The sequence below is a fragment of the Paraburkholderia sp. 2C genome, assembly GCF_054589215.1.
This window is the reverse complement of sequence record NZ_BAAILL010000050.1, coordinates 188,197-200,732: the sequence shown is the minus strand read 5'-3', so window position 1 is coordinate 200,732 and position 12,536 is coordinate 188,197. Positions and strand designations below refer to the sequence as shown.

Sequence of the window (12,536 nt, the reverse complement as noted above, 5' to 3'; positions counted from 1 at the left end):
CGGAAAGCTCCGTATGGGTATTGGATATCAGTGTATTGCAGCCGTGTGACGCAGCGGTGGCCTCAATTCGAGCCGGCGCGTCGCCACTTTCGCGCGCGTGTCTTCATCGTGAAAAATGCCGACGATCGCCGCGCCGCGCTCGCGCGCCTCGATCACGAGATCGGCGACCACGTCGCGGTTTTCCGCGTCGAGCGAGGCGGTCGGTTCGTCGAGCAGCAGCACCGGATGTTCGGCGATCAGCCCGCGCGCGATATTCACGCGCTGCTGCTCGCCGCCCGAAAACGTGGCCGGCGCCAGCGACCACAGCCGTTCGGGCACATTCAGCCGGGCCAGCAAGGCGGCCGCGCGTTCGCGCGCTTCGGCTTCGGCGACACCGCGCGAGACGAGCGGCTCGGCCACGAGGGTCAGCGTCGTGACGCGCGGAATCACGCGCAGAAACTGGCTCACGTAGCCCACCACGCTACGACGCAAATGCAGCACGTCGTGCGCCTGCGCGCCGGTAATCGCGATGTGGCGCGTGTCGCGCCCATCGTCACGCAGCGCGATCGTGCCGGCGCTCGCGAGATAGTTGCCGTACAGGCAGCGCAACAGCGTGCTCTTGCCCGCGCCCGACGGGCCGACCAGCACGACGCATTCGCCGCGTTCGACATCGAGCGACACGCCGTCGAGCGCGTCGATGCGCACGCCGCCCTGGCCATGCAGCGTGAAGGTCTTCGCGACGCCGACCGCGCGCAGCATGAGCGCCGGGTTGTCGACGAAAACGGGTCCGATTGCGCGTGGAGCATGGGATTCGATCAATGACATCGCAGACCTCAAACCGGTAGAACCGAGGAAACCAGCGTTTGCGTGTACGGATGCTGCGGATCGTCGAGCACCTGATCGGTCAGGCCCGATTCGACGACTTCGCCGCCTTGCATCACCATGAGCCGGTGCGCGAGCAGCCGCGCAACGCCGATATCGTGCGTCACGATCAGCACCGACAGATGCAGCGTGGCCGTCAGCGTGCGCAGCAGATCGAGCAGGCGCGCCTGCACCGAGACGTCGAGACCGGCGGTCGGTTCGTCCATGAACACGAGACGCGGGCCTGTGACGAGATTGCGCGCGATTTGCAGACGCTGCTGCATGCCGCCCGAAAACGCGGCCGGAAATTCGTCGATGCGCGTGGCATCGAGCTCGACGCGCTCCATCCACTGCGTCGCGAGCGCGCGAATTTGCCCGTAATGGCGCGCGCCGACGGCCATCAGCGGCTCGCCGATATTGGCGCCCGCCGAGACGCCCGTGCGCAGCCCGTCGCGCGGATTCTGCTGCACGAAGCCCCACTCGGTACGCATCAAGAGCCGCCGGCGCGGCTCGGACAGCTCGCGCAGATCGACCGTCGCGCCGTGCGCGGCCGCGTAGTGCAGCGTGCCGCTGTCGGCTTCGGTGCGCAGCGCGAGCGTGTTCAGCAGCGTTGTCTTGCCGGAGCCGGACTCGCCGACGATGCACAGCACTTCGCCAGGATACAGATCGAAGCTGACGTTTCTACAACCGTTGCGGCCGCCGTACTGTTTGGTGAGCGCGCGCGCGGAGAGGAGCGGGGTAGGCGTATGCGTCATGCGTGTTCTCCCGCGCCCTCGGTATGGGCCTGCGGTTGCGTTTGCTGCGCATGCTGCGTGGGCCCGGCCGTCTGCGCTTCGCGTCGCTCGTGGCAGTAATCGCTATCGGAGCAGACGAACATGCGCTTGCCCGTATCGTCGACGATCATTTCGTCGAGAAAGCTCTCCGTGGAACCGCACAGCGCGCACGCATGGTCCCAGCGCTGCACTTCGAACGGGTGATCGTCGAAATCGAGGCTGCGTACGTGCGTGTACGGCGGGATCGCGTGGATGCGCCGCTCGCGGCCGGCGCCGAACAGTTGCAGCGCGGCGTTCATATGCATCTTCGGGTTGTCGTACTTCGGAATCGGCGACGGCGACGTCAGATAGCGGTGGTTGACGATGACCGGGTAGTCGTAAGTCGTCGCGATGCTGCCGTGATGCACGATGTCCTCGTAGAGCTTCACGCTGATCAGCCCGTAGTCGGCCAGCGCGTGAAGCTTCCTGCTTTCGGCCACGCGCGGTTCGAGCCGGAACAGCGGTTCGGGGTTCGGCACCTGGTACACGAGAATCTGCTTATCGGTAAGCGGCGTTTCGGGAATGCGGTGACGCGTCTGCACGATGGTCGCCTCAGTCGTGCGGCGGGTCGTCTTGACGCCCGCGGTGCGCGCGAAAAAGCGCCGGATGTTGACCGCATTGGTCGTTTCATCGGAGCCCTGATCGATAACTTTAAGCGTATCGTCGCGGCCGATGATCGACGCGGTGACCTGAATACCGCCGGTGCCCCAGCCGAACGGCAGCGGCATTTCGCGCGCCGCGAACGGCACCTGGTAGCCGGGCACCGCAACCGCCTTCAGCAGCGCGCGGCGGATCATGCGCTTGGTCTGTTCGTCGAGGTACGCGAAGTTGTAGCCTTCGGCCGCGCGATCGGGGCCGGGTGATGCGAGGGGGGTGTCGGGCGAATTCATGCGGCTGCTTCCTGTTGAGCGCGCTGCGAAGCCCGCTTCTGCTGGGGTTGCTCCTGAGTCGGCTCCGGCGCTGGCCGATTGCCGTCGGCTTCGTCGCCGTCACGCTTTTCGGTGGCGCCTTCTGCAGCCGCATGTTGCGTACGCAACCGTCGCACGAGTTCGAGCTCCGACTGGAAGTCGACGTAATGCGGCAGCTTCAGATGCTGTACGAAACCGGACGCCTCGACGTTATCGCTATGCGACAGCATGAATTCGACGTCCTGCGTCGGCGAGCGCAGCGCTTCGCCGAGTTCTTCCGCGCGCAGCGCGCGGTCGACGAGCGCCATCGCCATCGCCTTGCGTTCCGAATGGCCGAACGCGAGGCCGTAGCCTTGCGTGAACGACGGCGGCGCTTCCGCGCTGCCCGCGAACTGGTTGATCATCTGGCATTCGGTCACATCGATCTCGCCGATCTCGACCGCTTCGCCGAGTTCGTCGAGCACCATGTCGACCGCGACCGTGCCGAAGCGGATTTCGCCCGCGAACGGATGCGAGTGCGCATAGCCGCGCTGCGTCGCATAGCCCATCGCGAGCAGAAAGCCTTCGTCGCCGCGCGCGAGGTTTTGCAGGCGCGTTGCGCGGCTTGCGGGAAACGCGAGCGGTTCGCGCGACAGGTCGCCCGGTTCCGGCGCGTCGGGCGTGGGCTTTTCCTGTTCGATCAGGCCTTCCTTGTCGAGCAAGGCAACGACGCGCGGCATCGATTCCTGTGCGGCCTTCGTTGCGTTGTTCACCGCCGCGACCGCGTTCGCCTCGACATTCGCGCCATCGGCTTCGCGCTCCGCGAGCAACGCGAAATCGAGCAGCCGCTGCGTGTAGTCGTACGTCGGCCCGAGCAGTTGGCCGCCGGGCACATCCTTGAAGGTCGCCGAAATGCGGCGCTCCGCTTGAATTGCTTCAGTGCGCAGCGGCTCCGTATAGCCGAAGCGCGGCAGCGTGGTGCGATACGCGCGCAGCAGGAAGATCGCTTCGACGAGGTCGCCGGCCGCCTGCTTGATCGCGAGCGCGGCGAGTTCTTCGTCGTACACCGAACCTTCGGTCATCACACGCGCGACGGCGAGCCGCAACTGTTCGCGAATCTGCGCGACGCTGAGTTCGGCGACTTGCGTATCGCCGCGACGTTCCTTGTCGAGCAGGCGCCACGACGCTTCGATGGCGCGCTCTCCACCCTTGACGGCAACGTACATTAGTTGAGCTCCACTTGGGTTGTGCGCGGCAGACCCATCAGCGCGTCGCCGCAGACGAAGTAGTAGTCGATGCCGCACGGAAAGAGCGGCGCCAGTTCCGCGCGTTCGAGCCAGAAATGCTCGGGCAGGCCGTCGAGCGCGATGCGGTGTGTGGATTCGATGCCCGGGCCGCGTAACGTAAGCGGCCTGCCGCTCGTGAGCGAGGCGACGCGAACGAGCAGCGTGGCCGACGTTTCGGGCGATTCGGGATCGCCGGGCGCGAAGTGCTCGAGCGCGGGCAGGGCGGCAGTGTCGTGCACATAGGCGAATGCGGCGCGTTGCGGCGTATCGACGAGCGGCGCGCCGGTGTGAAAACGCAGCGCGGACGCGAGCGACGTATCCGCTTGCGCGAGCCACACGGGCGTCGAAAAATCGCAGAGCGTCAGCAGCGCGGCGAACGCGGCGCGGTCGGCGGCGGGTTGGTGCGGGCCGGTTGCTGCCGTTGCGCTCAGTGCCGGCAGTACGTTGCGCACGGTGCCGATCGTGCCCGGACGCGAAAGCACATCGAGCAGTATGCGAAACACCGCTTGCGTGTCGTGCACGGGATCGGCGAAGCCGGGCGTTAAGGTGGCCAATGAGGAGGCCAATGAGGTGGCCAATGAGGTCCCCAGCGAAGCAGACAGCGCGGCCTGCGCCGGATTGTTCGATGTGTTCATCAGTCGCCTCGCACCATCGTGAAGAATTCGACGCGCGTATCGGCGGTGTCTTGCCGGCGCGCTTCGCGCGCGGCCTCGATGCGAGCGGCGAGCGGTTCGATCAGTTGTTCGTACAGATGCGGATGCTGTTGTGGCAGTTGCAGCAATGCATCGGCGATTGCCGCAAGCTCCGCGCGCCGACGGTCGCGGCCGAGATGGCAGGCGACGCCGACCGGCGCATCGGCCCCCGGATGGCCAGCCCCCGGTCCCCGCAGACGCAGTGTGGCGCGCGTCACCGTCGCTTCGCCGAGATTGAAAGCATCGCCGCTGCCGCCGACGCGGCCGCGCACCATCGCAAGGCCCGTTTCCGGCGGACGCAGCCAGTCGTATGCGGGTAGCGGCGCGCCGTTCATTGCGCGTTGCAGCGCGGCTTCGAGGTCCGCGCGCGACGTGCGTGCCAGCACCGCCATCCACGCGCGACGTCTGGACGACGATGATGGGGCGGGGGAAACGGGGGCGGAAGGATCGTTCATCGGGGTTCCGTGGTTTCGATGTCCGGATATTTGACCATCTATTCATCTAAACGTCTAGACGTTTGTAGGTAAAATCCCGCAGTGACACGGTGCAGTGCGCAGATTCATATTTTCATCACGGCTGGCGCACTACAATCGAGAGTTATATTTGAACCGAGGGGAATGACACCACCATGACATCGAACGACGACGCGACTCCGGGAACGCTGCTCGAACGCGGCGGTGGCGTCGCCGTATGGCGGCAGATCGAGCAGATACTCGCGGCGGAAATCGCCGCGAGCGGCTTCGGCGAAGAAGGGCGCCTGCCGAGCGAAGCCGAACTCGCGAGACGCTTCGACGTCAACCGTCACACGATCCGCCGCGCGATGCTGGGGCTTGCGGCGCTGGGTCTCGTCAGCGTCGAACAGGGGCGCGGTACGTTTGTTCAACCGGGCGCGATCGACTATACGATCGGTCGGCGCACGCGATTCACCGAGAACCTGCGCCAACAGCAATCGCTTGGCGTGCTGCTGTCTTCGTCGCGCGTGAAGGCCGAGCCGAACGTCGCGAAGGCTTTGGGCCTGCGGGCCGGCGTGACGGTTTACCGGATGGAAACGCTGCACGAAACGAACGGTGTGCCGCTCACCTTTGCGCGCAGCTGGTATCCGGCCGCGCGTTTCGCAGACTTGCCCGACGCCCTCGAGCGTACCGGCGGCATGACCCGCGCGCTCGCCGAATATGGCGTGACCGACTATCTGCGTAAATGGAGCCGTATCGGCAGTGTGCTGCCCGATGCGGACGTGGCGCGCCGCCTCAATATCAATCGCCAGCAACCGGTGCTGTGGGTCGAAAACGTCGACGTCGATCTCGAAGGCACGCCGATCAAATACGGCTTCACGCACTTCGCGGCGGACCGCGTGCAACTGCTCGTGGAGAACGACGTATGAGCGCGGCGTCGCGCTATGCGATCTACTATGCGCCGCCGCGCGGCTCCGCATGGTGGGACGCGGGCTCCGGGTGGCTCGGACGCGATGCCGAGAACGGCGAGGCGCACGCACCGCGTGCCGATTTTCCGTCGTTGTCGCAATCGCTTGCGGGTCTGACGAACGATCCGCGCCGCTACGGCTGGCACGGCACGCTCGTTGCTCCGTTCCGGCTGGCGGATGGCGTGCAGCCGCGCGATGTCGTTGATGCGGCGCAGCGCTGGACGCGCACGCAAACGCGTTTCGCCTTGCCCGTCGAGGCCGCGACGCTCGGCCGCTTCGTTGCGCTGAGGCCTGCGGGCGAAGCGGCCGATGCGCGCATGCGCGAACTGGCATCGGACGCGCTGCGCGCATTCGCGGCGCTGCGTGCTGCGCCATCGGCGGCGGACCTCGAGCGGCGTCTGGCTGCGCCGCTTACCGAACGGCAACGCGCGCTGCTCGTCGAATGGGGATACCCCTACGTGTTCGACGAATTCCGCTTTCATATGACGTTGTCGAATGCGCTGGAGAACGCGCGGGATCGCGCGGCCATCGTTCAATGGTGGCACGCGCGGGCGCAGCAGCTTGGCCCATTGCCGGTCGACGGCATTGCGCTGTTTGTCGAGCCCGCGCCGGGCGAACCGTTCGTGCTCTGGCAGCGAATCCCATTCGGTGCACTCGGTGCATCGGATAACACGGAGGTGAAGTAAGGCATGGAAGGCCGTTTGATCTATGTGATGGGCCCGTCGGGCGCCGGCAAGGATTCGCTGCTGCATTTCGCGCGCGAACAGGTCGCCGGTGCGCCGGTCGTGTTCGCTCATCGGTACATCACGCGTAGCGCGGGCAGCAATGAAAACCATGTCGCGCTTACGCCCGAAGAGTTCGAAGCGCGTTCGGCGCTCGGCCTCTTCGCACTCGAATGGTCGAGCCATACGCTGCGCTATGGCATCGGTATCGAACTCGACGCATGGCTCGCGCGTGGATGCACGGTCGTCGTCAACGGTTCGCGGCAACATCTCGGGCGCGCGCTCGAGCGCTACCCGCAAGCGGAAATCGTGCATGTCGAAGCGGCGCCGCATATTCTCGCGGCGCGGCTCGGTGCGCGGGCGCGTGAAACGGCCGAGCAGATCGCGGCGCGGCTCGCGCGCCTTGCGCCGTTTTCGCTGCCCGACGGCGCGCGGCTGACGCGCATCGACAATTCTGGTGCGCTCGACGTGGCCGGTCACGCGTTCGTGCGCGTTCTGCGCGGCGTGGTCTGAATCGCAGCGCCATCGGCGCCGGCGCAATCGTGCTGCTATAGTGCACGACTGTTCGCCGCGCCCGCCACCTGACGGATAGCGGCGCCGAATGGAGACAGTCGATGGACGACGCAGCACGCTTTGCCGAAGTAGCCGATCTCGAACCTGCCGCCGCCTCGTTGCGCGACATCCGCCATCAGATTCACCACCATCCCGAACTCGCCTACGAAGAAGTCGAGACCGCCGCGCTGGTCGCAAGCAAGCTCGAAGCGTGGGGCTGGCAGGTCACGCGCGGCGTCGGGCGCACCGGTGTGGTCGGCACGCTGAAAGCAGGGACGGGCACGCGCAGCATCGGCATTCGCGCGGACATGGATGCCTTGCCGATCATCGAGCAGACAGGCCTGCCATACGCGAGCGGCACGCACGGCAAGATGCACGCATGCGGCCACGACGGCCACACGACGATGCTGCTCGGCGCCGCGCAGCATCTGGCGGCGACGCGCCGTTTCTCGGGCACCGTGCATCTGTATTTTCAGCCGGCGGAGGAAAGCGGCATCGACAGCGGCGCAAAGAAGATGATCGAAGACGGTCTGTTCGAGCGCTTTCCATGCGACGCCGTGTTCGGCATGCACAACCATCCGGGCGCCGAGCCCGGCAAGTTTCTGTTCCGCAAAGGGCCGTTCATGTCGGCGGGCGACAAGGCCGTGATCACCGTGGAAGGTGTGGGCGGTCACGCGGCGCGGCCGCATATGACGGTCGATCCGGTGGTGATCGCCGCGAGCATCGTGATGGCCTTGCAGACCGTCGTCGCGCGCAATGTCGACCCCGCGCAGCCCGCGGTGGTAACGGTCGGCTCGATGCACGCGGGCACCGTCAACAATGTGATCCCCGCCACCGCGAAGCTCGAATTGAGCGTGCGCTCGTTTAGCGCCGACGTGCGCGCGTTGCTGAAAAAACGCATCACCGAACTGGCCGAAGGCCAGGCCGCGAGTTATGGCGGCAAGGCGAAGGTCGAGTACATCGAAGGCTATCCGGTTGTGATCAATTCGGATGCGGAGACGGAGTTTGCGATCGACGTCGCGCGCGAACTGGTCGGCCACGACAACGTCGTCGCGCATACGGACATGCTGATGGGCAGCGAAGATTTTTCGTTCATGCTGCAGCAGCGGCCGGGCACGTTTTTGCGGCTCGGCAACGGCGTTGGCGAAGACGGCTGCATGGTGCACAACCCGCACTACGATTTCAACGACCGCAATCTGCCGGTTGGCGCGGCGTATTGGGCGCGGCTCGTCGAGCGTTACCTTGGCCGCTGATTGAAGCGCGGAACGACGAAGGACGCAAGTTCGCCGGTTCTTCAGCCGCGCAGCGCGACCCTATCCGAGACGTCCTGCGCGGCTTTCTGCAGCGGCTCGAGAAACGTCCTTACCATCTGCTTCGCCGAATTGCGCTGCGCATTGCCGCTGATATTCATCGCCGCGATGATGCGGCCTTGCCGGTTGCGAATCGGCGCCGAAATCGAAATCAGCCCTTCCTCGAGTTCCTGATCGTTGATCGCCCAGCCCTGGCGGCGCACCTGCGCGATGATCTGCTTGAGCTCGTTTTTGTCCGTGACCGTGCGCGGCGTATGCGCGTGCAGGTTCGATGCGTCGAGTATCGCGTCGAGCGCGGTATCGTCGAGTGACGAGAGCAGTACGCGTCCCATCGACGTGCACCAGGCGGGAAGGCGGCTGCCGATGGAAAGATTGATGGTCATGATCTTGTGCGTCGGCACGCGCAGCACATAGACGATTTCCGTGCGGTCGAGCACGGCCGCCGAGCAGCTTTCGTGCACCTCGGCCGATAGCGCTTCCATGACAGGTTCGGCGACATTCCAGAACGGCATCGACGTCAGATACGCGAAGCCGAGATCAAGAATGCGCGGCGTCAGGCGAAACAGCCGCCCGTCGGCTTCCACATAACCGAGCGTTTGCAGCGTCAGCAGAATGCGGCGCGCGCCGGCGCGCGTGAGACCGGTTGCGGCCGCGACATCGGTCAGCGTTTGCGCGGGACGCTCCGCGTTGAATGCGCGAATCACCGCGAGCCCGCGCGCGAACGATTGCACGTAGGAATCGCCCGGTTTGTCGGGCACATCCGCGTCTGTGACGAGCGCGGGTTGCAACGCGCGAGTGTCTTTATTGTTGGCCATGTTTGCGGGCGGCCCGGAGCAGGCAGCGGACTGAGTGACGAATGAGCGGCGAATGAGCGGCGCGGGCATAAGCCGGTGCGCACGGCCGTTGACAGGCCTTTCCGCACCCGCCTATGATCGGTGTAATATTGTTCGATATTAGATCATAAGTTCGTATATAGAACAAATGGTCTTTCCCGGCAAGCACCGTTGAAGTACCGTTGGAGACATCAAAATGACCGAAGCTTTCCTCTGTGACGCGATTCGCACGCCGATCGGCCGCTACGCGGGTTCGCTGTCGCAGGTTCGTGCGGACGACCTCGGCGCCGTGCCGTTGAAGGCGCTGATCGAGCGCAACAAGGAGGTCGACTGGAACGCCGTCGACGACCTGATCTACGGCTGCGCGAATCAGGCCGGCGAAGACAACCGCAACGTCGCGCGCATGTCGTTGTTGCTCGCGGGCCTGCCGCAAGGCGTGCCGGGCGCGACGATCAACCGCCTGTGCGGTTCGGGCATGGATGCGGTCGGTATTGCCGCGCGCGCCATCAAGGCGGGTGAAGCGGGGCTGATGATCGCGGGCGGCGTCGAAAGCATGAGCCGCGCGCCGTTCGTGATGGGCAAGGCGACCACTGCATTCGCGCGCCAGGCCGAGATCTTCGATACGACAATCGGCTGGCGTTTTATCAACCCGCTCATGAAGCAGAGGGTGGGCGTCGACTCGATGCCCGAGACGGGCGAGAACGTCGCCCAGGAATTCAACGTGAGCCGTGCCGATCAGGATGCGTTCGCGCTGCGCAGCCAGGTGAACGCGTCGCGTGCGCAGCGCGACGGCACGCTCGCGCAGGAAATCGTCGCGGTGACGGTTCCGCAGAAGAAGGGTGATCCGCTGGTCGTCTCGCACGACGAGCATCCGCGCGAAACGAGCCTTGAAGCGTTGGCGAAACTCAAGGGCGTGGTGCGTGCCGACGGTACGGTCACGGCCGGCAACGCATCGGGCGTCAACGACGGCGCCGCTGCATTGCTGCTGGCAAACGATGCGATCGCGAAACGCTTTGGTCTGACGCCGCGCGCGCGTGTGCTCGGCGTGGCGACGTCGGGCGTCGCGCCGCGCGTGATGGGCATCGGCCCCGCGCCTGCCACGCAAAAGCTGCTCGCGCGCCTTGGCATGAAGCTCGATCAGTTCGACGTCATCGAACTGAACGAAGCGTTCGCGTCGCAAGGACTCGCTGTGCTGCGCCTGCTCGGCGTGGCCGATGACGATCCGCGCGTCAATCCGAACGGTGGCGCGATTGCGCTCGGTCATCCGCTCGGCATGAGCGGCGCGCGTCTTGTGACGACCGCGATGTATCAGTTGCAGCGCGTGCAGGGCCGCTTTGCACTGTGCACGATGTGCATTGGTGTTGGGCAAGGCATTGCCATTGCACTTGAACGCGTTTGACAAATCATCGCGCAGCGGGAAAAACATAACGATTCACAACATTTCCGCTGCGTGAATGCGCCATGCGTGAAGCCTTCGTTTCACCATTCAAAAGGCATCCAGGCTTTTACACAATGTGAAAAATCGCAGGGTCTAATCGGCTTTCAGCTGGGTTATGATGCGTTTTCGTCTGGACGACGAACTGTTTTTAATACGGCATAGCTTCATAAAAAGCCCGTATTCGCCAGTGACTGAAAACGCTCTTCAAGGAGAACCCAAATGAAGAAAGCAATGGGAGCAGCCGCCTTGCTCGCCCTCGCGTATATGGTGCAGCCCGCCTACGCGCAGGACACGCTTGCGAACTCCGCGCAAGATGTAGTGAGCGCCGTGCAGCCGGTGCATATCCAGGCGAAGATCGTCGCTATCGATGCGGCCGCGCGCACCGTCACGCTGCAGGGTCCGAACGGGCGCACCGCAATCATCCTCGTCAGCGATCAGGTGCCGGGCTTCGATAAGCTCAAGGTCGGCGACAACGTCGATGCCGAATACAAGAACGCCTTGCTCGTGACCGCGGAAAAAGTGAAGGGCGCCGACAAGGGCATTCGCGAACGCGTCGACACACAGGTCTATCAGCCGGCGTCTGGCGGCTATCAAACCGCGAAGCAGATCGAAGTGCTCGCCACCGTGCAGAAGGTCGACCGCAAGAAGCGCACGGTCACGTTGCGCGGTGCGTATCAGACGCAAACGCTTGATGTCGGTCCGGACGTCAACCTGAAAGACCTCAAGGTGGGCGACACGGTGCATGCAGTGTTCGTTTCGGCGGCCGCGGTAAAGATCACGCCGAGCGGTACGGCGACTACGACGCAGTAATTCGCGTCGGCAACCGACCCTTTACACGCCGTCAAGCTGCCGCGCAACAGCATCGCGCGGCAGCAGCGGGGTGTTCTTCTTCATTACCTTAAGCGGCAATCTGTCGCCGCAACGGTCACCGCGAATTCGGCGCATAAATATCGGGATTCAGCAGCGACAAACGCTCGAGCCAACGATAAAACACGCCACGCCGTTTGCGCGGATAAGTAATCAACGAAAGGCGCGCGGCAAGCTTGCCATCGGTGCTGATCCATACGCGCTCGCCACGTCGCAATTGAATCGAATACCCGCGCTGCAGCCAGTAGTCGTAAGGCGATGAAGCGCGCGTCAACCATACGCGCTCGCTGTTCACATTCAGTTCGCAGGGCTCCTCGACCCTCCAGGACAGCGTTGCGCCTGGCTGCACTTCGAAGTGCATGACGACCCTCGGCAGTCTTTCCGCGCATGCGGACGAGACTTCGGGTGGTGAGACATCCGACACAGGGTCGGTGAACTGCGGGCTTGCCTGGTTCATGTCGTGCTCCATCGACGATTGAGCCGGAGAACAGAACGGAAAGCCGCGCACAAAACAAAAGGCCCCTTCCGTTGCCGGCGGGGCCTTGGGGATGTTTTGTTTATTCCAGACTGCTAATACGCAAACGCTCCCAATGGCCCGCCGTGAATGGCGGCTCGCATCGGGTTCCAAATGACAATGGCGGTGGAGATAAGCGTAAGCATGTCAACGAGTGTGTCTGGCAAGGCGCGGCTTGTCAATAAAATTTGTAGCTAAAGCATTAAATTCACCTTCATCGTATCTTCATGGACTGCGATATATCGCTTGGTGAGGCGTTGGCCGATAGCCGATTGCGCAGATGCAGATACAGCAGCGCGCAGCCGGTTACCGCAAGCCGCCACAGCAGATACCAACCGGTCGCCGCAAACAACGCCGCAACCG

General features: G+C 64.3%; 14 protein-coding genes. 6 read left to right on the top strand and 8 right to left on the bottom strand.

What is annotated here, in order from left to right; genetic code table 11:
* Window positions 1–27: 27 nt before the first annotated feature.
* Genes phnL through phnG form a run of 6 tightly spaced genes read right to left on the bottom strand, consistent with a single transcriptional unit; the run spans window position 28 to window position 4,972 of the window.
* Window positions 28–804 carry a phosphonate C-P lyase system protein PhnL gene (phnL, locus tag ACYPXD_RS27815; protein WP_459719089.1) on the bottom strand — a complete coding sequence of 259 codons (777 nt, stop codon included), beginning with the start codon at window positions 802–804 and terminating at the stop codon, window positions 28–30.
* An 8-nt stretch (window positions 805–812) separates the two neighbouring features.
* Window positions 813–1,595 (bottom strand): phosphonate C-P lyase system protein PhnK, encoded by a 783-nt coding sequence (gene phnK / locus ACYPXD_RS27810; protein ID WP_459719086.1) that lies wholly within the window; start codon window positions 1,593–1,595, stop codon window positions 813–815.
* Window positions 1,592–2,542: an alpha-D-ribose 1-methylphosphonate 5-phosphate C-P-lyase PhnJ gene (locus tag ACYPXD_RS27805; RefSeq protein ID WP_459719081.1), complete on the bottom strand. Its 951-nt coding sequence runs from the start codon at window positions 2,540–2,542 to the stop codon at window positions 1,592–1,594. Before ACYPXD_RS27805 ends, phnK begins: the two co-directional genes overlap by 4 nt.
* Window positions 2,539–3,765 carry a carbon-phosphorus lyase complex subunit gene (locus ACYPXD_RS27800; RefSeq protein WP_459719078.1) on the bottom strand — a complete coding sequence of 409 codons (1,227 nt, stop codon included), beginning with the start codon at window positions 3,763–3,765 and terminating at the stop codon, window positions 2,539–2,541. Before ACYPXD_RS27800 ends, ACYPXD_RS27805 begins: the two co-directional genes overlap by 4 nt.
* The gene (phnH, locus tag ACYPXD_RS27795; protein WP_459719074.1) at window positions 3,765–4,460 is read right to left on the bottom strand and encodes a phosphonate C-P lyase system protein PhnH; all 696 of its coding nucleotides are present in this window, start codon (window positions 4,458–4,460) and stop codon (window positions 3,765–3,767) included. Before phnH ends, ACYPXD_RS27800 begins: the two co-directional genes overlap by 1 nt.
* Entirely contained in the window at window positions 4,460–4,972 is a 513-nt protein-coding gene (phnG, locus tag ACYPXD_RS27790) for a phosphonate C-P lyase system protein PhnG (protein ID WP_459719070.1), read from the bottom strand. The genes phnH and phnG overlap by 1 nt, the downstream gene beginning before the upstream one ends.
* Before the next feature lie 173 nt (window positions 4,973–5,145).
* Between phnG and phnF the strand changes: the two genes are divergently transcribed.
* The 4 genes from phnF to ACYPXD_RS27770 all read left to right on the top strand — a co-directional run bounded on the left by phnF (window position 5,146) and on the right by ACYPXD_RS27770 (window position 8,464).
* Complete coding sequence (phnF, locus tag ACYPXD_RS27785; protein ID WP_459719067.1) at window positions 5,146–5,898, top strand: phosphonate metabolism transcriptional regulator PhnF; 753 nt, start codon at window positions 5,146–5,148, stop codon at window positions 5,896–5,898.
* Window positions 5,895–6,623 (top strand): DUF1045 domain-containing protein, encoded by a 729-nt coding sequence (locus tag ACYPXD_RS27780; RefSeq protein WP_459719064.1) that lies wholly within the window; start codon window positions 5,895–5,897, stop codon window positions 6,621–6,623. The genes phnF and ACYPXD_RS27780 overlap by 4 nt, the downstream gene beginning before the upstream one ends.
* Before the next feature lie 3 nt (window positions 6,624–6,626).
* Window positions 6,627–7,172, top strand: a complete 546-nt coding sequence (phnN, locus tag ACYPXD_RS27775; RefSeq protein ID WP_459719062.1) for a phosphonate metabolism protein/1,5-bisphosphokinase (PRPP-forming) PhnN — start codon at window positions 6,627–6,629, stop codon at window positions 7,170–7,172.
* 101 nt (window positions 7,173–7,273) lie between these two features.
* The gene (locus tag ACYPXD_RS27770) at window positions 7,274–8,464 is read left to right on the top strand and encodes a M20 aminoacylase family protein (RefSeq protein WP_459719060.1); all 1,191 of its coding nucleotides are present in this window, start codon (window positions 7,274–7,276) and stop codon (window positions 8,462–8,464) included.
* A 41-nt stretch (window positions 8,465–8,505) separates the two neighbouring features.
* On the opposite strand, the gene ACYPXD_RS27765 is transcribed toward ACYPXD_RS27770, so the two are convergent.
* Window positions 8,506–9,336, bottom strand: coding sequence for an IclR family transcriptional regulator (locus ACYPXD_RS27765; RefSeq protein WP_459719057.1), 831 nt, complete (start codon window positions 9,334–9,336; stop codon window positions 8,506–8,508).
* Window positions 9,337–9,550: 214 nt separating this feature from the next.
* Here ACYPXD_RS27765 and pcaF point away from each other — a divergent pair, with 214 nt between their 5' ends.
* Both pcaF and ACYPXD_RS27755 read left to right on the top strand, forming a co-directional pair.
* Window positions 9,551–10,753 (top strand): 3-oxoadipyl-CoA thiolase, encoded by a 1,203-nt coding sequence (gene pcaF / locus ACYPXD_RS27760; RefSeq protein ID WP_459719055.1) that lies wholly within the window; start codon window positions 9,551–9,553, stop codon window positions 10,751–10,753.
* Between the two features lie 258 nt (window positions 10,754–11,011).
* Entirely contained in the window at window positions 11,012–11,602 is a 591-nt protein-coding gene (locus ACYPXD_RS27755) for a hypothetical protein (RefSeq protein ID WP_459719052.1), read from the top strand.
* 115 nt (window positions 11,603–11,717) lie between these two features.
* On the opposite strand, the gene ACYPXD_RS27750 is transcribed toward ACYPXD_RS27755, so the two are convergent.
* The gene (locus ACYPXD_RS27750) at window positions 11,718–12,287 is read right to left on the bottom strand and encodes a DUF2917 domain-containing protein (RefSeq protein WP_459719049.1); all 570 of its coding nucleotides are present in this window, start codon (window positions 12,285–12,287) and stop codon (window positions 11,718–11,720) included.
* Between the last annotated feature and the right edge of the window lie 249 nt (window positions 12,288–12,536).